The 17,706-nt window shown below is 73.8% G+C and carries 15 protein-coding genes and 1 pseudogene; 4 read left to right on the forward strand and 12 right to left on the reverse strand.

What is annotated here, in order from left to right; translation table 11 throughout:
- Positions 1-27: 27 nt before the first annotated feature.
- From F3L20_RS02235 to F3L20_RS02270, 8 genes and pseudogenes are all read right to left on the reverse strand, one after another.
- Positions 28-636, reverse strand: coding sequence for a DUF4232 domain-containing protein (locus F3L20_RS02235; protein ID WP_150151654.1), 609 nt, complete (start codon positions 634-636; stop codon positions 28-30).
- Positions 637-928: 292 nt separating this feature from the next.
- Complete coding sequence (locus tag F3L20_RS02240; RefSeq protein WP_150151657.1) at positions 929-1,456, reverse strand: SMI1/KNR4 family protein; 528 nt, start codon at positions 1,454-1,456, stop codon at positions 929-931.
- Positions 1,437-2,743 (reverse strand): annotated as a pseudogene (locus F3L20_RS34380) (hypothetical protein). The gene F3L20_RS02240 and the pseudogene F3L20_RS34380 overlap by 20 nt, the downstream one beginning before the upstream one ends.
- 89 nt (positions 2,744-2,832) lie before the next feature.
- Entirely contained in the window at positions 2,833-4,323 is a 1,491-nt protein-coding gene (locus F3L20_RS02250) for a PLP-dependent aminotransferase family protein (RefSeq protein WP_150151660.1), read from the reverse strand.
- Positions 4,324-4,337: 14 nt separating this feature from the next.
- Positions 4,338-5,054 carry a B3/B4 domain-containing protein gene (locus F3L20_RS02255; protein ID WP_150151663.1) on the reverse strand — a complete coding sequence of 239 codons (717 nt, stop codon included), beginning with the start codon at positions 5,052-5,054 and terminating at the stop codon, positions 4,338-4,340.
- The gene (locus F3L20_RS02260) at positions 5,054-5,659 is read right to left on the reverse strand and encodes a LysE family translocator (RefSeq protein ID WP_145829628.1); all 606 of its coding nucleotides are present in this window, start codon (positions 5,657-5,659) and stop codon (positions 5,054-5,056) included. The genes F3L20_RS02255 and F3L20_RS02260 overlap by 1 nt, the downstream gene beginning before the upstream one ends.
- A 99-nt stretch (positions 5,660-5,758) precedes the next feature.
- Entirely contained in the window at positions 5,759-6,718 is a 960-nt protein-coding gene (locus tag F3L20_RS02265) for a D-2-hydroxyacid dehydrogenase family protein (protein ID WP_150151666.1), read from the reverse strand.
- Positions 6,719-6,904: 186 nt separating this feature from the next.
- A complete protein-coding gene (locus tag F3L20_RS02270) occupies positions 6,905-8,281 on the reverse strand; it encodes an FAD-binding oxidoreductase (protein WP_150151669.1) in 1,377 nt (458 codons plus the stop codon).
- A 227-nt stretch (positions 8,282-8,508) separates the two neighbouring features.
- Here F3L20_RS02270 and hemB point away from each other — a divergent pair, with 227 nt between their 5' ends.
- Positions 8,509-9,510, forward strand: a complete 1,002-nt coding sequence (hemB, locus tag F3L20_RS02275; protein ID WP_150151672.1) for a porphobilinogen synthase — start codon at positions 8,509-8,511, stop codon at positions 9,508-9,510.
- 13 nt (positions 9,511-9,523) lie between these two features.
- On the opposite strand, the gene F3L20_RS02280 is transcribed toward hemB, so the two are convergent.
- On the reverse strand, positions 9,524-10,285 hold the full coding sequence (locus F3L20_RS02280) for a DUF4232 domain-containing protein (RefSeq protein WP_150151674.1): 762 nt from the start codon (positions 10,283-10,285) through the stop codon (positions 9,524-9,526).
- Between the two features lie 212 nt (positions 10,286-10,497).
- On the opposite strand from F3L20_RS02280, the gene F3L20_RS02285 reads away from it, so the two are divergent.
- Together F3L20_RS02285 and F3L20_RS02290 are read left to right on the forward strand one after the other, a co-directional pair.
- A complete protein-coding gene (locus F3L20_RS02285; protein ID WP_150151677.1) occupies positions 10,498-11,967 on the forward strand; it encodes a transcriptional regulator in 1,470 nt (489 codons plus the stop codon).
- A 107-nt stretch (positions 11,968-12,074) separates the two neighbouring features.
- Positions 12,075-13,283, forward strand: coding sequence for a PLP-dependent aminotransferase family protein (locus F3L20_RS02290; protein WP_150151680.1), 1,209 nt, complete (start codon positions 12,075-12,077; stop codon positions 13,281-13,283).
- 3 nt (positions 13,284-13,286) lie between these two features.
- Here the strand turns inward: F3L20_RS02290 and F3L20_RS02295 are convergent, their stop codons facing one another.
- Positions 13,287-14,141, reverse strand: a complete 855-nt coding sequence (locus F3L20_RS02295; RefSeq protein ID WP_150151683.1) for a helix-turn-helix domain-containing protein — start codon at positions 14,139-14,141, stop codon at positions 13,287-13,289.
- A complete protein-coding gene (locus tag F3L20_RS02300; protein ID WP_150151686.1) occupies positions 14,138-14,941 on the reverse strand; it encodes a peptidoglycan-binding protein in 804 nt (267 codons plus the stop codon). Before F3L20_RS02300 ends, F3L20_RS02295 begins: the two co-directional genes overlap by 4 nt.
- A gap of 321 nt (positions 14,942-15,262) precedes the next feature.
- On the opposite strand from F3L20_RS02300, the gene F3L20_RS02305 reads away from it, so the two are divergent.
- A complete protein-coding gene (locus F3L20_RS02305; RefSeq protein WP_150151689.1) occupies positions 15,263-15,706 on the forward strand; it encodes a peptidoglycan-binding domain-containing protein in 444 nt (147 codons plus the stop codon).
- A gap of 81 nt (positions 15,707-15,787) precedes the next feature.
- Here F3L20_RS02305 and argS read toward each other — a convergent pair whose 3' ends face one another.
- Positions 15,788-17,548, reverse strand: coding sequence for an arginine--tRNA ligase (gene argS, locus F3L20_RS02310; protein ID WP_145829638.1), 1,761 nt, complete (start codon positions 17,546-17,548; stop codon positions 15,788-15,790).
- Between the last annotated feature and the right edge of the window lie 158 nt (positions 17,549-17,706).

Raw genomic sequence — 17,706 nt, forward strand, 5'->3', positions numbered from 1 at the left:
CCCAGGTCACCCAGGTGGTCCGGGTGGTCAGCCGCCCTGGCCCGCGCTGCCGATCGGGCCGACCTTCACCGGGGTGCCGGAGCCGTCCGTGACCGGTTGGGAGGAGCCGCCCGGCCAGTCGAGGGTGACGGACTTGGTCTCGTCGGGCGGGGTCACGACCAGGCCCGTGACGCGGACGCCGGAGCCGCCGGAGTCGTTGACCGGGTAGGTGACGGCGAACGACACCTTGTCGCCGTCCTTGAGGACGACCGAGGGGGCCTCCTCGCCGGTGCGCTCGGCGGAGAGGGAGTCCGCATCGGTCTTCAGATCGACGCCCGCGTAGCCGGTGAGAGCGCAGTCACGGCCACCGCCGTTGGTGAAGTCCACCGCGACGGTGCCGACGGTGTCGCCGTCGATGGTGACGTCCGAGGCGGTGACCTCCAGCTCGTCGGTACGGCAGTCGTCCACCTTGCCGTCCTCGTTGCTGCCGGTCCCGGCGACCGTGCCTTCCTGGGCCTGGTCCGTGTCGCCGCCGTTCGTGGTGGAGGCCGAGGTGGCCGGCTTGGGGTCGGCGGCGACGTCCTCGTTCTGGCAGGCGGTGAGCGAGAGGCCCGCGACGACGGCCAGGGCGGCGACGGTGAGCTTGTGGGCGCACATGGTGTCTTCCTCGGTGTCGGTTTCGGTGCCGGTCGGGGTGACGGCCCGTCGGTGGGGCCGTTCCGCACCACAAGAGCCGCCCCGCCCGCCCGCCGTTTCGTCCGACCCCCCGCCCGGACACGCCTGTTACCGACGGGGGCATGCGCGGTGACATCCGTACCGTGCCCGGCACGGTCCTCGGTGCGCCGCGCACCGGAGCCGGGCGGGACGGGCTTCGGTGGGCGGACGGCGAGCGCGGTCCGAACCGGCCCGTGACGCACGCCAGTCGGCCTGACGGGCGTGCGTGAGGAGGTCAGCGGCACAGGGCGTCGACGTACTCGGCGAAAGCCGGGAACTCGGAGCGCGCCTCGGAGATGATCGTGCGGGCCGGACGGCGGGGGGTCGTGGCGTGCTGGGCGGCCAGGGCGGGAAGGGCGCCGTCGGGGCGCGGAGAATGGTCGTCGTACAGGACGGACTCCAGCGGGCCGATGCCCTCCGCCAGCACCCACAGGAAGTCGGAGAGGTTGCCCGCGACGACACCCGTCTCGCCCTCCGAGCCCAGGAAGACCACGGGCTGCTCGGTGAGGGGACGGCCGGTGCGCACCCGCCAGAGGGCGGCGAGGCCGCCGGTGCCGTCCTGGCCGAACACACGGAAGGCGTCGCCGTCCAGCTCGGGGTTCCCCGTCCACTGGCGCAGCCACTCGGTGGTTGCCTCCGCCGAGTCGAAGGCGTCGTAGGGCTCGAAGTCGACGCCCTCACCGTCCGCGTAGTCGATGGGCGTGCGGGCCAGTTCGGCGAGGGCGGGCGGCAGGCGGCGGTCGTCAACGGCGATGTCGTTCATGCGCGCAACCTAGCCGCGTCCGCCGACATCGACGGCGACGCTCCGTCGCACCGTCACCGTCGTGGTGGGCGTGGCGCGAAGGACAGGGGCCGGTGCGCTCCACGGAGGGGCGGGAGAGGACCGTCACGGCGACGGAGAGCGCGGCCAGGGCGGTGATCGTCGTGGCGGGGGAGAGGAACTGGGCGGTGCCACCCGCGAGCGCGGCCCCGATGCCCTGCCACGTCATGCGGCCGGCGGACTCGACGCCCTGCACCTGGCCGCGCACCTGCTCCGGGGTGAGGGCGAAGAGCCGTTCCTGGAGGGGCAGCGTGGCCGCGAAACCGGCACTGGCCAGGAACACCGCGACCGCCGCCACGGGCGTCGACGGGTGCAGGGCGAAGAGGAGGTACGGGGCGGCGAGCAGCAGACGCAGGGCGAACGCGCTGCGGCGCCGCCACGCCGCGGTGAGCAGCCGGCCGACGGTCAGGTCGCCCAGCAGCATCCCCGCCGACGCGGCGGCCAGCAGGACACCCGCGTGGTCCTGGGCGTAGGGGATGAACAAGGCCTCGCAGCCGACGATCAGGCCGTTGGGGACCCACAGGTTGAGCAGGAGGGCGCGGGGGCCGGAGCGGGAGAGGAGGGCGGCGTTGGTCGTCCACGTCTCGCGCAGGCCGGGGCGGCGGGGCGGGCGGACGGAGCGTTCGCGGACGGTCGCCGCGGTGACGGCCAGACCGGCCGCGGTCAGGGCGGCCGCCGTGAGGAAGAGGCCCTGCGGGGGGAGGTGACGCAGCAGGAGGGCGCCGAGGGTGAAGCCGAGGACGGCCGTGCCGCCCGCGGTGATGTTCATCAGCGACCGCGCCGGGACGTACGCCGAGGCGGGCACCACCTCGGCGAGCAGACCCATGCGCGTGCCGGTGTTCAGGGACTGGAAGAAGCCGAGCAGCAGGAGCAGGCCGAAGCGGGCGGCCAGCAGCAGCCCGGGGACCGCCTGTGCGCAGGCGCCCGCCAGCGCGACGAACTGGAGCGCGACGAGGGTGCGGCGGGGCGGTCGCCGTCCGCGACCGACATCAGCGTCGTCGCGCCGAGCACGGTCGCGAAGGTCGCGCCGTACATGCTGACGGCGGTCAGGAACGGCGAGCCGGTCGACCGGTCGACGAGCGTGCCGAGCGCGAAGCCGGACAGGGTGCTCGCGGCGACGGTGAGCGTGAAGCCGGCGTACAGACCGGCGAACTCCCGGTTGCCCAGGAGGGCGCGGTAACCGGGCGTGGGGGCGGGGTCCGGGGCGTTCGTGGCGTTGTCGTAGGGCATGAAAAAAGCCTCCGTGCTGCCCTGTTGGGGGCGCCGAAGGCTGACGGAGGGATCATAGCGGGTCCGGGGCGGTCCTCGAAGCGGGTTCCTCAGGTCAGGGACCGTAGGGCCCGGGCGAGGACGATGACTCCCTCTGTGAGGGTGTCCGGGGGGTCGGCGGCGTAGCCGAGGACCAGGCCGGGGCGGCCGGGGAGTTGGCGGTGCCAGGACAGTGGGTGGCACTTGACCCCCAACGACAGCGCCGTGGCGGCCAGTTCGGTGTCGGGGACGTCCGGGGCGTCGTACGTCACCGTCAGGTGCAGGCCCGCCGCCGCGCCGTGGACCGTCGCGCCCGGGAGGTGGGCGGTGACCGCCGCGATCATCGCGTCCCGGCGGCGGATGTGGCGGGCGCGCAGCAGCCGCAGGTGGCGCTCCAGGTGGCCCGACTCCATCAGGCGGGCGAGGACCAGCTGGGGGAGCACGGCGCTGCCCAGGTCGGTGAAGCGCTTGGCGTCGGTCAGCGCCCGCAGGTGCCGGTGCGGGGGGATCATCCAGCCGATCCGCAGGGCGGGGGCGAGCAGTTTGGAGACGCTGCCCATGTAGCACAGCCGGTCGGTGAGCAGGGAGCGCAGCGCGGGGACCGGCGGGCGGTCGTAGCGGTGCTCCGCGTCGTAGTCGTCCTCCAGGATCAGTCCGCCGTCCGCCGCCCACCGCAGGAGCTCGCGGCGGCGCTCCCCGCTGGTCACCACGCCGGTGGGGAACTGGTGGGCGGGGGTGAGCAGGACCGCGGGGGCACCGCTGTCGCGGAGCGCGCCGACGTCCGGGCCGTGTGCGTCGACCGGCACCGGCGGGGTGGCCAGCCCGCCGCTCGCCAGGTGCTGGCGGGTGCCGAGCGAGCCGGGTTCCTCCACCGCGACGGCCGTGACGCCGTCCGCCCGCAGCACGGGGTGCAGCAGGGCGAGCGCCTGGGCGATGCCGGCGACGATCAGGATGCCGTCCGGTTCCACGGCGATCCCACGGCTGCGCGCCAGCCAGTCGGCGACGGCGCGGCGCAGCCGGGGGGCGCCGCGCGGGTCGCCGTACCCCAGGTCGGCGCTGGACAGTTCGGCGAGCACCGCCCGTTCGGCGCGCAGCCAGGCCGTACGGGGGAAGGCGGAGAGGTCCGGACGGCCCGGGGTGAGGTCGATACGGGCGTCGGCGGCGCGCAACGCGTCGAAGACGCGAGGGTCGGGCGCCTGCGCGAACGGGGAGCCCACGGCGGCGTGTCGGGCACGGGGCGGCAGGGGATGCGGGGGCGCCCCGACCACCACTGTGCCCCCACGCCTGCGGCCCTCGACGTGGCCGTCCTCCGCGAGCCGCCGGTACGCCTCGGTGACCACGCCCCGTGAGACACGCAGTTCGCCGGCGAGCAGCCGGGTGGCGGGCAGTCTGCTGCCCACGGTCAGCCGGCGGTCGGTGATCGCCTGCCGAAGCCGCCGCGCGAGCCAGTCGGCCTTGCCGTCGGCGGGTACGTCGTCGGCCCGCAGCTGGAGGAAGTCCGAGCCGTGCGGAGCGGCGGCCGGGCCGTGCGCCGTCTCGTCCCTGTCGGTCACCGCACTCATGCTGCCATGCACCGCTAGGACACCTGTGGGGTTTCCTCGAGCGTGAACTCCCTGTCGAGAGCGTCGATCAGCGTGGTCTCGGGAGTGACCGGCCAGTGCGCGGCCAGCTCCCGGGCGATCGTCTCCAGGGTCCGTGCGACGGTGTCCGCGGCGCCGTCGTGCAGGGCCTCCGTCACCACGAGGATCCGGCGGGTGCGGTCGCCGACCGCGGAATGACCGCTCTGCCGGCTGGTCCAGCGGCGGGCGTGCGCGCGTCCCGCGGAGTCGGCGTACGTCACCTCGCCCGGGGCCGGGTGCTCGGTGCGGCCGTCGAAGGTCGTGTACTCCTCGTCGCCGTGGGCGGGCCGTACTTCGAGGAGCGGGCCGGTGATCCGGTCGGCGTCGAGCACGGCGACGGGGACGGCGTACGCGACGGAGATCGCGTTGCACAGGTCGACGACCGGGTGGATGCGTGGCAGGGTGCCTTCCTTGCGCAGCCGGCGCAGCAGCGACTCGGAGGCGCACCGGTACTGCGTCGGCCGCAGCCCCATCCGGGCGAACGCCCGCCGCCAGGCCAGCACTTCGGGGAACTGGCTCTCGGATCCGCCGGCCAGCCGTTCCCGGGCGCGGGAGGTGTACTCCTCCACCCGCACCCTCACGTCCGCCGTGCCGTCGATGCCGTCGGCGTGGAGGGCGCCCGCCGCGAGCAGCGGGTGGGCGGACCAGATCGCGTCGGCGTGCCGGAAACGCATCACGCCACCGCCATCCGGATGCTCAGCCCGACGAAGCAGGCGGTGAACAGCCCGCGCAGACCGGTGGTGAGCCTCGGACTGGTCAGCAGACGGTCCCGCACGGCCGCGGCGGACACCCCGTACGCGGCGAAGACCACGAAGGTCAGCGCCATGAAGACCGCACCGAGCCGCAGCATCAGACCGACGGAGCCGGACGACCCGGCGGGGACGAACTGCGGGAGGAAGGCGACGAAGAACAGCGCCGGCTTCGGGTTCAGCACGTTGATCAGAACCGCGGAGGTGATCACCCGCAGCGCCGGGCGCGGCTCGGACTCCGGCCGGACGGTGAACGCCTCCTTGTCGCGCAGCATCGCCCACGCCATGTACAGCAGGTAGGCGGCGCCCAGGTACTTCACCACCGCGTACGCGACGGAGCTGGAGTGCAGCAGCGCGGCGAGGCCGGTGATGGTGGCCAGCAGGTGGGGTACGACGGCGAGCGTGCAGCCGAAGGCGGCCACCAGGCCCGCGCGCCGGCCGTGGGACAGTCCGGCGGCGAGCGTGTAGACCACACCGGTGCCGGGGGTGACCACCACGACCAGGGCGGCCAGCAGGAACGCGACACTCAAGAGAACCTCCGGGAGATCGTCGGTTCTCCCAGCCTGGTGTGGTCATGGTCTGGTGGACAGAGCCAAAGAGGGCCGGGCCGGCAGGTCCACAACCGGGGTTCAGTGGAGGCGGCGGACCGGCGCGCCGGACAGGTAGGCCGTGATGTTCTCGACCGCCTCGGTGTAGTACGTGCGGTAGTTGAGCTCGGAGACGTACCCGAGGTGCGGGGTGGCCAGCAGGCGGGGGGCCGTGCGCAGGGGGTGGCCGGCGGGAAGCGGCTCGGTGTCGAAGACGTCCACCGCCGCTCCCGCGATACGGCCCTCGCGCAGCGCGGCGAGCAGGGCGTCCTGGTCGACGAGGCCCGCGCGGGAGGTGTTGACCAGGTGGGCGCTCGGCTTCATCAGGGCCAACTCGTTGGCGCCGAGCAGGCCCCGGGTGGTGTCGCCCAGGACGAGGTGCAGGGAGACGTAGTCGCTGCCGCGCAGCAACTCCTCTTTGGACGGGGCGAGTTCGACGCCGACTTCGTCCGTGCGCTCCTTGGTGAGGTGCGGGCTCCACGCCGTGACCTCCATGCCGAAGGCGAGACCCACCCGCGCCACCCGGCTGCCGATCTTGCCCAGTCCGAGCAGGCCGAGGTGGCGGCCGTGCAGGTCGGCGCCGACCGTCGACTGCCAAGCGCCGCCCGCACGCAGGGAGTTGTTCTCGGTGACCAGGCCGCGGGCGAGGCCGAGCAGCAGCGCCCAGGTCAGCTCCACCGGCGGGGTGGGGAAGCTGCGGGTGCCGCAGACGGTGACGCCGTTGCGTTCGGCGGCCGCGTAGTCGATGACCGAGTTGCGCATGCCGGACGCGACGACCAGCTTCAGCCGGGGCAGCCGGTCCAGCAGCGAGGCGGGGAACGGCACGCGTTCGCGCAGGGTCACCACGATGTCGAAGTCGGCCATGGCCGCCGCCAGTTCGTCCTCCGTGGTGAAGTGCTCGGTGAAGGAAGTGACGTCCACCCGGTCCCGTACGGGGCTCCAGTCGGCGATCGTGGTGGCGACGTCCTGGAAGTCGTCGAGCACGGCACAGCGCAGTCGCATGGCGGTCCTTTCCCGTGAAGCCGGCGCCCCCGCCCCCGCTCGGGCGGACACCAGGAGATTGTCCGGCACGGGAGCGTGACGGGGACGGCGAGGCTCAGGGGCCCGCTCCGGCGGATCATGCCGAAGACGCGGGGTGGGCCGTGAAGCGCCGTCGGTCACCTTCATACGCGATCCGCCGGACAGGCCCTAAGGGGTGTGGCCGAAACGCAGGAGGCCGTCGGGGTCGTAGGTGTCCTTGAGGCGCCGCAGGTCGTCGTGGACCTCCGGGGTCCAGGCGCGGGCGCGGTCGGCGGGCCCGCCCGGGGTGCCGTGGATGTTGACCATCGTGCGGCCCGTGCCGTACGGCGACATCGCGGCGTGCAGGGCGGCCGTGGCGTGCTCGACGGCCTCCGCGTCGGGCGGGGTGGCGACGACCGCCACCGACTGCAGGAGGTGGGCCGCGTCGCGGGCGCAGATCGCGTCCGGGGTGCGCGCGGGACGGGACAGGGCACCGCCCATGTGCCGGATCTCGGCGAGCAGCAGCGGGCAGTCGGGGACGTCGGGTCCGACCTGGTCCAGGAACGTCCGGACCGCCACCGGCGTCAGCTCGTGCAGCAGCAGACAGGACTCCCGGACGGGCAGCGGGTCCTGCGGCTCCAGGTGGATGCGGTCCAGGTCCGCGTACGGCATCTCTCGCACGGCGTCGACGGCCACCGGGGCGGCCGCCCTGACCGGCGCGAGCCATTCCTCGCCCTCGGCCGGGTCGCCGGTCCACGCGACCGCGACCCGGGCCCAGAAGCCGCCGCGGAGCGCCTCGGGGATCTGCGGGATCGGCGGCAGCCGCAGCAGCGCGAACGACGTGCACATCTCGTCCGGCACCGTGCTGATCCACCCGCACCAGGCGGACAGCACCGCCTCCGCGTGCTCGCCGGGGAACCAGAGCCCGCCGCCGAGCAGGGTGCGCAGCGGCAGCAGCTCCGTGACCATCGACGTCACCACGCCGACGTTGCCCTTGCCGCCGCGCAGCGCCCGGAACAGGTCCGGTTCGCGGTCCGGGCCGGTCTCGTGCAGCGTGCCGTCCGGGGTGACCACGTGGAACGAGCGGACCAGGTCGGCGGCGTACCCGTGGGCGCGGCCGAGGACGGGCAGGCCGCCGCCCACGGTGTAGCCGACCGCGCCCACGTGCGTGGAGGTGCCGCACAGCGCCGCCAGGCCGTGCGGTGCGGCCGCCGCCAGCACGTCCCGCCACCGGGCGCCGGCGGCCACGGTCGCGGTGCCGCGCTCCGGGTCGACCCGCACACCGGTCATCCGCCTGGTGCTGATCAACAGTCCGTGGTCCATGGGGAAGTTGGCGCCGTGGCCGGTCGCCTGGACGGCCACGGGCGTCCCGGTGGCCGTCGCCCAGCGCAGCGCGGCCACCACGTCGTCGGCGCCGGTCGCCCCCACGGCCACGTCGGGGGTGTGCAGGGCGGCCAGGTTGAAGCCGGTGACCTCCTCGGCGTAGCCGTCGTCGCCGGGGCGCAGCACGGGTCCGCGGATCTCCGACAGGGCGAACAGGTCGGGTGTGTGGTGCAGGGTGGTCATCACGGCCTCCGCGGCTGGCGTACGGAGGGACGGCGGCGGCCGCGGGACCTCGACTGTCCGGGGCCCCTCGCCGGGTCCTGCCTCCAGCATGGTCCCCGGGCGCGGGACCCGCACGGCGGGCCGCGGGCGCCGGCCGGGCACCACCGGCCGGGCGCCGACTGGGCACCGGCCGGGCGCCGACTGGGCGTCGGCAAAGGCACGGGCGGGGCGGGCGTAGCGTAGGCGGTATGACGACGTACGGATCCTTCCCCGGCACGCGCCCGCGGCGTCTGCGTACCTCCCCGGTGATGCGGCGCATGGTCGCCGAGACCCGGCTGCACCCCGCCGACTTCATCCTCCCGGCCTTCGTCCGTGAGGGCGCGACGGAACCGGTGCCGATCTCGGCGATGCCGGGGGTCGTGCAGCACACCCGCGACAGCCTGAAGAAGGCCGCGGCCGATGCCGCCGCCGCCGGGGTCTCCGGGATCATGCTGTTCGGCGTGCCCGAGGAGGCGAAGAAGGACGGTGCGGGCACGGCGGGCACCGACCCGGACGGCATCCTCCAGGTCGCCCTGCGGGACGTGCGGGCCGAGGTCGGCGACGACCTGCTCGTCATGTCCGACCTGTGCCTCGACGAGTTCACCGACCACGGACACTGCGGGGTCCTCGACGCGCAGGGCCGGGTCGACAACGACGCCACGCTGGAGCGGTACGCCGAGATGGCGCAGGTCCAGGCCGACGCGGGCGCCCACGTGGTCGGACCGAGCGGAATGATGGACGGGCAGATCGGCGTCATCCGCGACGCCCTCGACCAGATCGGCCGGGACGACGTCGCCGTCCTCGCCTACACCGCCAAGTACGCGTCCGCCTTCTACGGACCGTTCCGGGAGGCCGTCGGCTCCTCGCTGCAGGGCGACCGCCGCACCTACCAGCAGGACCCGGCCAACCTCCGCGAGTCGATGCGCGAGCTGGCGCTCGACCTGGAAGAGGGCGCCGACATGGTCATGGTCAAGCCGGCGGGCCCCTACCTGGACGTCCTCGCCAAGGTCGCGGACGCGGTGGACGTGCCGGTGGTCGCCTACCAGATCTCCGGCGAGTACTCGATGATCGAGGCCGCCGCCGAGAAGGGCTGGATCGACCGGGACCGGGCGATCCTCGAGTCGCTGACCGGCATCCGCCGGGCCGGCGCCCGCACCGTGCTCACCTACTGGGCCACCGAAGTGGCCCAGAAGCTGAACGCCGCACGGTGACGCCGGCCGTCGCTCAGTAGGTGAGGGCGTCGTCCATCGAGTACTGCCAGTACGTCACCGTCAGGGTGCTGTCGTAGTACACGCCCTTGGCCGGCAGGGCGGGGATCGCGGAGGGGCCGCCGCTGCTGTTCGGCGTGCGGCCCTGGAAGCCGACGGCGAGCTTCTTGCCGGTGGCGCCGCCCGAGCCGCTGCCGTCGGCGGCCGACAGCAGGACGCCCGCGTACGCCGACTCACCCGGCGCCAGGGTGACCACGGCCTGCGGCTTGGACTCCTCGACCGGCTGCGGCACCCACTGCATCTCGTCGAACCGCAGCACCGGGTAGTAGGTGAGGTTGCAGTTCATCGTACCGGTGTTCTCCACCGTGATCAGCATGTGGTTGACGGGGCGGGACACCGGCTGGGCGGAGACGGCGGTGTTCGAGCCGTTGCAGGAGGTGAAGGTCGCGGGGGCGTCCCCGGAGCCCTTCTCGTCCTTCGTGCCCTGGCCGGTCCTGCCGCCGCCCGAGTCGCCCTTCCCGGACGTGTCCACGCCGGTCCCGGAGCCGCCGTTCGGGGAGCCCTCGTTCGCGGAGCCGCCGTTCGCGTCGGTGCCGGCGCCCCTCGAGGCCGACTCGGCGGGGGACGGCGAGGAGGTGTCCGTGCCCGCGGTCGCGGCGGGCCGCGCGGCCGAGGCCCCCTCGTCGCGGGTGCCGGTGCCGTCCTGGCAGGCCGTCAGGGCGAGGGTGGCGACGGTGACTCCGGCCGCGGCGAGCAGGTGAAGGCGAGACGTGCGCATGGCGAATTCCTTGTCGTCGTAAGGGATCTGACGCCGCCGCTCGACCGGTCGGCGGGAGCGGCGTGCTTGGATGACAGAAGCGTGCGGCGTGATCCGTCCCGGCCGCCACAGCCGGCGGGCGACGCGGGACGCTGGAACGCTCACAACGCTGTGACCAGGGAAAACTGACCTGCCCTGGAACGGTGGAACGGGACACGGGGGATGGAGGAACGGTGGCGGAGGAGACGGCGGCGAGGGAGTTCGCGGCGCACCTGCGGGAGTTGAAGGACCGGTCGGGGCTCAGTTACGGCGTCCTCGCCAGGCGGCTCCACATGAGTACGTCGACCCTGCACCGGTACTGCAACGGCGACGCGGTGCCGGCCGACTACGCGCCGGTGGAGCGGCTGGCCCGGCTGTGCAGGGCACGCCCCGAGGAACTGGTCGAGCTGCACCGGCGGTGGGTGCTGGCGGACGCGGCGCGAGGGCGGAAGGGGGCTTCGGGGGTGGCCGCCGCCGAGGCGCCCCCGGGGGAGGCGGGTGCGGGACCCGGGGAGGCGGGTGCCAAAGCCGGGGAGGCGGGCGCGGAACCCGGGGACGCGGCTTCCGAGGCCGCGCCCCCGGCCGATGCGCCTCCGGCCGAGGCTCCCTCAGCCGATACGCCTCCGGTCGATGCGCCCCCGCTCGCCCCGGTCGGCCCAACGGTTACCGGCCCTTCGGGAGCAGGGGCCCCGGCGAGCGCCCCCACGGATGCCGATGCCCCCGGCAGGACGAGCCCGGCCCCCGCCCGGCGCCGTACCCGTACCGCCGTCCTCGCGGGCATCGCGGTCGCCGCCGTGGCCGCCGGGGTCACCCTCGCCGTCGGGCTGCCGGGCGGCGGCCGGGACGGGGACGGCGACGGTGGCCGGCACCGTCCGGTCGGCGCGGCCGGGGTGACCGCCGACGAGACCTCCCCCGCGTCGTCCTCACCGTCCCCCTCCTCCGGTGCGACCGCCTCACCGTCCCCCTCGGGCAAGGACAAGGGCCAGGCCAGGACACCCGCCGGCTCCGCGCCCGCCGAGGCGCCGGGCGAAGGCGAGGAGAGGAGCGGGGTGCCGGTCAGCGTGCAGGCGGACCCGTACGCCTGGGAGAGCCCCTGCTCGCAGCGGTACCTGGCCGACAAACCGGCGGGCGAGATGAAACCCCCGCCGGTCGAGGAGGGCGCCGCGGGCTGGGTGGCGGCGCACGGCGCGGTGTCCTCGGGGCAGCAGTACCTGCGGCTCACCGTGCAGGGCACCGGCCCCGGGACGGTGGTCGTCGACGGCCTCACCGTGCGGGTGGCGGGCAAGCGGGCGCCGCTCGCCTGGAACGACTACACCATGGCCTATCCCGGCGTGGGCTGCGGAGGCGGCGTCCGGACACGGGCGTTCGGCGTCTCGTTGGACTCGGCGCGGCCGTCCCTGACGCCGGAACCGGGGAACGAGGACTTCCCGTTCAAGGTGAGCGAATCCGACCCGGAGGTGTACTACATCACCGCCTCGGTCTCCGCGTACGACGTCGACTGGTACCTGGAACTGAAGTGGTCCAGCGGCGGCCGCAGCGGCACGCTGACCGTCGACGACGAAGGCCGCCCGTTCCGCACCAGCGGGAACGAGGGCCGCCCGGCGTTCGAGTTCCCGATCGGCGGCGACGGATGGGTGCCGGAGGGGACCACCAAGCTCGAGTAACTGGACCGGAAGGGCGGCGCACGTCCGGATCGCGGAAAGGCGCATGTAAACCGCACGTTTTTTCCTAGGCTGCGGGAACGCGCCGTCCCAGCCGAAGGAGCCGTGTCATGTCCCTCACCGAGCCCGCCCTCGCCCCCACCCCGAGGCTCGCCGCCCGGGCCTCCGCGGTCGGCGGCTCGCCCGTACGGGACATCCTGGCCGTCACCGCCCGCCCCGAGGTGATCAACTTTGCGGGCGGCCTTCCGGCACCGGAGCTGTTCGACGCCGACGGCATCGCGGCGGCGTACCGGGCGGTGCTCACCGAGACACCCGCGCGGGCCCTGCAGTACTCCACGACCGAGGGCGAACCGGCGCTGCGGGCCGCCCTCGCCGGACGCACCACCGCGCGCGGGCTGCCCACCGGCCCGGACGACCTGCTCGTCACCACCGGCTCCCAGCAGGCGCTGTCCCTGCTCGCCACCGCGCTGCTCGAACCCGGCGACACGGTCCTCGTCGAAGACCCCTGCTATCTCGCGGCACTTCAGGCGTTCGGGCTGGCCGGGGCGCGAGTGGTCGCGGTCCCCGGCGACGAACACGGGCTCGACCTCGAGGCGTTGGAGGAGCTGGTGGTGCGGGAGCGGCCCAAGCTGCTCTACACCGTGCCCACCTTCCAGAACCCCACCGGCCGCACCATGCCCGCCGCCCGCCGGGCCGCCGTCGCCGGGGTCGCCGCCCGCCGCGGACTGTGGATCGTCGAGGACGACCCGTACGGCGAACTGCGCTACGAGGGCGAACGGGTGCCGTGGATCGCCGCCCACCCGGGGGCCGAGGACCGCACGGTGCTGCTGAGCAGCCTCTCCAAGATCATGGCGCCCGGGCTGCGGCTGGGCTGGCTGCGCGCACCCGAGAGGCTGCGCCGCGCCTGCGCCGTCGCCAAGCAGGCCGCCGACCTGCACACCCCGACCGTCAACCAGTTCGCCGCGGCCCGCTACCTCGCGGACCGCGACCTGGACGCCCACGTCCGCCGGGTGGCCGCCGTGTACGGCGAGCGCCGGGACGCCATGCTGGCCGGCCTCGCGGGCGCCCTCCCCGACGGCTCGTCCTGGACCCGCCCCGAGGGCGGCATGTTCCTCTGGGTGCGGCTCCCGGAGGCGTACGACACCACGGCCCTGCTCCCCGAGGTGGTCCGGCACGACGTGGCATACGTCCCCGGCGCCCCCTTCCACGCCGGTGACCCCGACCGCTCCACCCTCCGCCTGTGCTTCGTCACCCAGACCCCGGAGGAGATCGCGGAGGGGCTGCGGAGGCTGGGGACGGCGCTGCGGGAACGGCCATAGCCGTCAGAGCCGTTCGTCGCCCGACCGGACCGGGGCGTCGAAGCACTCGCGTGCGCCGCCGCCCGCGGACCGGAAGCAGGAGCGGACGACGCTGCCCGGCCGGGCCCGCGTCATCCCGGTGTAGACGTAGGTGTCCGCGTCGGCGCGGTCCGCGGTCCACGCCTCCCGGACCGGGCCGCCCGCGGTGACGTCCACCCGGTCACCGACGCGCGCGCCCCACATCCTGACCCAGGCCGCCGCACACGCCTCGCTGTACCGGACCTCCACCAGCGCGCCGGTGTCCGTGCGGTACGTGGTGACCGTCTCGGGAACGACGGTGCAGACCATGCGGACCGGGTCCTCGCCCTCGCACGAGGCTCCGTGGCAGCGAGGGGCGACGACGTACGAGGTGGCCGAGTGGGGCGCCGACAGCGGCTCACCGGGCGCGATGCCCCGCAGCGGCGCCAGGAGCAACGCCAGCGCGACACCGCCGGCGAGCACCACGTACGCCGAGGTCAGCACCAGGAGCAGCTTGACCGGGCTGCCGGGCGCCCAGCGGGGCCGCGCCGGCGGTTCCGGCTCGACGGGCGGCGGCTGCGCCGGATCGGGGACACGGGGCGCGGGCGCGACCACCGCCGCCCTCCCGTTCCACTCCGCCTGGGCGAGCTCCCACAGCGCCAGCAGCCGAGCGTCCGGCTCGTCGGCGGTCCGGCACAGCTCACGGACCGCATGCCGCGGCGGCAGCGCCTTGCCGTTGACGTACCGCTCCCAGGTGGACTTGCTGTACGCCGTGCTCCTCGCCAGTGCCGCCAGGCTCAGGCCCGTCCGTGCCCTCAGTTCGCGCAACTCCGTGGTCAGCCGGGTGTGAGCAGTGGTCACGTCGCCCTCCACGTCCGCAGCGCCCGCCAGGTGTCCGGACCGACGACGCCGTCCACGGTCAGCCCCTCGCGGTCCTGGAACCGCCGGACCGCGCGCCGGGTCAGCGGACCGTAGATCCCGTCGACGTCCCCCGGTGACGCGCCCGCCCGGCGCAGCAGGCACTGTGCCTCGATCACCACCGATCCCACGTGGCCGTAGGTGGCGACGGCCTGCCGGGTGCGGCTGTGCCCCGCGTACCAGCGGCCGCCGTCCTGCTCGAGCCGGCAGGTGTGGAGCGACGGCAGCACGGCCGCCGGATCGGGCGCCGTCGCGCCGGCCGCGGCGACGGTGTCGGCACGGGCGGCCCTGGCGGTCTCCCGCGCCTCGGCCAGTTCGGCGGCGAGGACGAGCACCGCCGAGACGGACAGCACCAGGGCCGTCGCGCCCGCCGTCAGCGCGACACGCATCGCGCGCCCGTACGGCCACGGCGTCACCGGCGCGGGCGGCTCGTGCCCCGTGGCCGGCGGTGACGCGGACGGGGAGCCTTCGTGCGCCTCCCCCCAGTGGTGCGACGCCATCTCGTGCAGCACCAGCAGACTGTTCGGATCACCGCCGCACACCCGGGCCAGTGCCTCGACGGCCTCCCGGGGTGGCAGTGACCGTCCGCCGAGGTAACGCTCCCACGACCGCGCGCTGTACCCGGTTCTCGCGGCCACCTGGCGGGTGCTGCACTCGCTGCGGTCCTTCAGCCGGCGCAGGCGCACGATCAGATGCCGTACCTGTGGATGCAGTTCCGCGGGCAGCTCTTTTCCACGCGACATGTGTCCCCCGTTCGCGTTCGGGACCGCCGCCGATCCCGGACCCCCGTGGGCCAGGTGGTCACCCGGGCCCGGGCGCCATTCTGCACCAAGCACGCCCGCCCGCAAGGGAGTTCGGAGCGCCACCGGGCACGGGATCCGGCCGCCGGGCGTCCCGTGAGGCCGCCGACGCGGACGACGTCCCAGCAGGTCGGCGGCCGGGACGTCCCGGACGGCCGTCACTTCTGCGTCAACTGTGGCGAGGCGTCGTGCCGGCCCAGCAGTCTCGTGGCGGAGCCGGCCGCGACCGGTTCCGCCCATCGCACCTCAACGGAGGGAAACGGAATGCGCGTTCTGACGAAGACGCTCGTCGGTGTCACCACCGCCATCGGGATCGCCGCCGGCGGCCTGGCGACCGCGGGCACGGCCATGGCGGCTCCCGCGACGGCCCAGGAGCGGGTGGTGACCGCGGACGCGGGCACGCTCGCCGTGGTCAACCTGGGGCTGAGTTCCGCCCAGGCCAAGAACGTGCAGCGCTGGCTGAAGACGCACCACGGGTACACGGGAGCCATCGACGGCCAGCTGGGCACCAACAGCTGGAAGGCGTTCCAGCGCTGCCTGAAGAAGTACTGGGGCTACACCGGCGCCATCGACGGCATCGTCGGCGGCGGGACGGTCTCGGCGCTCCAGCGTCTCCTGAAGGCCAACGGGGACTACAGCGGCCCGATCGACGGCATCGCGGGTGACGGCACCAAGAAGGCGTTCGGGGCGTGGGCCAACCGGCTCTGACGCCGGCGACGACCGCGGCCCGTCCGCTCCCCCCGAGGGAGCGGACGGGCCGCGCTCGCGTCGTGCCGTGCCGTGCCGTTGTCAGAGGCGCTCGGGCGTGCGGATGCCCAGCAGGGCCATGCCCTTGGTCAGCGTGCGGGCCGTGAGGTCGCACAGGAACAGGCGGTTCTCCGCCACGTCCCGCGGCGGCTGCGGCTTGATCACCGGGCACTTGTCGTAGAACGACGTGTACAGCGACGCCAGCTGGTACAGGTACGCCGTCAGCTTGTGCGGCGCGTACTCCGCGGCGGCCTCGAACACCGTGTCTCCGAACGCGTCCAGATGCAGCCCCAGCGCCCGCTCCGCCTCGTGCAGTTCGAGCTCCTCGTGGGCCGCGGGCCGCACGTCCCCGGCCTTGCGCAGGATCGACTGGATACGGGCGTACGCGTACTGCAGGTACACCGAGGTGTCGCCGTTCAGCGAGACCATCTGGTCCAGGTCGAACTTGTAGTCGCGGTTCGGCGACGTCGACAGGTCGGCGTACTTCACGGCGCCGATGCCGACCTGCGCGGCCCGCTCCTGGATCTCGTCCTCGGTGAGGTCCCTGGCCTTCTCCCGCACGACCTCGGCGGCCCGCTGCACGGCCTCGTCCAGCAGGTCCTCCAGCCGTACGGTCTCGCCCTCACGGGTCTTGAACGGCTTGCCGTCCGCGCCCAGCACCGTGCCGTAGCCCATGTTGTGAGCGGTGACGTCGTCGCCCAGCCAGCCGGCCCGGCGGGCGGTCTCGAAGACCATCTTGAAGTGCAGTGACTGCCGCACGTCGACCACGTACAGCAGGGTCGTCGCGCGCAGGTCGAAGACCCGGTTGCGGATCGCGGTCAGGTCGGAGGCCGCGTAGCCGAAGCCGCCGTCGGCCTTCTGCACGATCAGCGGGACCGGCTGGTCGTCCTTGCCGCGGATGTCGTCGAAGAACACCACCAGCGCGCCCTCGGAGCGGACCGCGACGCCCATCTCCTCCAGCATCCGCGCGGTCTCCGGCATGCCCTCGTTGTACGCGGACTCGCCGACGATCTCGTCGTCGCGGATCTCCATGTCCAGCTTCTCGAAGACGGAGTAGAAGTAGACCTTCGACTCGTCCACGAACTGCTGCCACAGCTCGAGGGTCTCCTTGTCGCCGGACTGCAGGGCGACGACCCGCTTGCGCGCCCGCTCCTTGAACTCCTCGTCCGCGTCGAACAGCGCCCGCGAGGCCTTGTAGACCCGGTTGAGGTTCGACATGGCCTGCTCGCCGTCGACCTCGGACGCCGGCCGCAGCTCGCCCGGGTGCTCCAGCAGGTACTGGATCAGCATGCCGAACTGGGTGCCCCAGTCGCCGATGTGGTGCCGGCCGATCGTCTTCTCACCGGTGAAGTCGAGCATGCCGCGCAGGGCGTCGCCGATCACCGCGGAGCGCAGGTGACCGACGTGCATCTCCTTGGCCACGTTCGGCTGGGCGTAGTCGATCACCGTGGTGCCCGGCTCGGCGGCGAGGGGCACACCGAGGCGGTCCGTGTCGTCCGCGTACCGCGCGGCCAGGTTCCCGGTGATCGCCCGGTCGGCGATCGTGATGTTGAGGAAGCCGGGGCCGGACACCTCGACGTCCTTGATCACGTCGCCGGTGGTGAGGTGCGAGACGACCTCGGTCGCGAGCTCCCGCGGGTTCGCCTTCGCCTTCTTCGCCAGCGCGAGGATGCCGTTGGCCTGGAAATCCGCCCTGTCGCTGCGTCGCAGCAGCGGGTCCGCGGACGTCTCCGGCCGGGCGGCGGAGAGGGCGGACGTGAGCTGCTTGCTGACGAGATCGGTGAGCGATGTGACCGAGGCCATGGAGTGGGTGCCGTTCTCCTCGTGGGTTCAGATAGACACGGCCAGTATCCCATGGGGGGTAAAGCGGTTTTTCCGTGCGCGGCGCCGCGCACGGTCTCCCGCTGCCCCGCCCGGGCCGGTGAAAAGGCGTTTTCGCGGTGGCCGGGGGAGCTGGGAGA

This window comes from Streptomyces tendae, assembly GCF_008632955.1.
In the GTDB taxonomy this organism is placed as follows: domain Bacteria; phylum Actinomycetota; class Actinomycetes; order Streptomycetales; family Streptomycetaceae; genus Streptomyces.

Coding starts and splice junctions, on each gene's coding strand:
- F3L20_RS02235 (WP_150151654.1), bottom strand. CDS start 636: ATGTGCGCCCACAAGCTCACCGTCGCCGCCCTGGCCGTCGTCGCGGGC.
- F3L20_RS02240 (WP_150151657.1), bottom strand. CDS start 1,456: ATGAACGACATCGCCGTTGACGACCGCCGCCTGCCGCCCGCCCTCGCC.
- F3L20_RS02250 (WP_150151660.1), bottom strand. CDS start 4,323: ATGAGTGCGGTGACCGACAGGGACGAGACGGCGCACGGCCCGGCCGCC.
- F3L20_RS02255 (WP_150151663.1), bottom strand. CDS start 5,054: ATGCGTTTCCGGCACGCCGACGCGATCTGGTCCGCCCACCCGCTGCTC.
- F3L20_RS02265 (WP_150151666.1), bottom strand. CDS start 6,718: ATGCGACTGCGCTGTGCCGTGCTCGACGACTTCCAGGACGTCGCCACC.
- F3L20_RS02270 (WP_150151669.1), bottom strand. CDS start 8,281: ATGACCACCCTGCACCACACACCCGACCTGTTCGCCCTGTCGGAGATC.
- hemB (WP_150151672.1), top strand. CDS start 8,509: ATGACGACGTACGGATCCTTCCCCGGCACGCGCCCGCGGCGTCTGCGT.
- F3L20_RS02280 (WP_150151674.1), bottom strand. CDS start 10,285: ATGCGCACGTCTCGCCTTCACCTGCTCGCCGCGGCCGGAGTCACCGTC.
- F3L20_RS02290 (WP_150151680.1), top strand. CDS start 12,075: ATGTCCCTCACCGAGCCCGCCCTCGCCCCCACCCCGAGGCTCGCCGCC.
- F3L20_RS02300 (WP_150151686.1), bottom strand. CDS start 14,941: ATGTCGCGTGGAAAAGAGCTGCCCGCGGAACTGCATCCACAGGTACGG.
- F3L20_RS02305 (WP_150151689.1), top strand. CDS start 15,263: ATGCGCGTTCTGACGAAGACGCTCGTCGGTGTCACCACCGCCATCGGG.
- argS (WP_145829638.1), bottom strand. CDS start 17,548: ATGGCCTCGGTCACATCGCTCACCGATCTCGTCAGCAAGCAGCTCACG.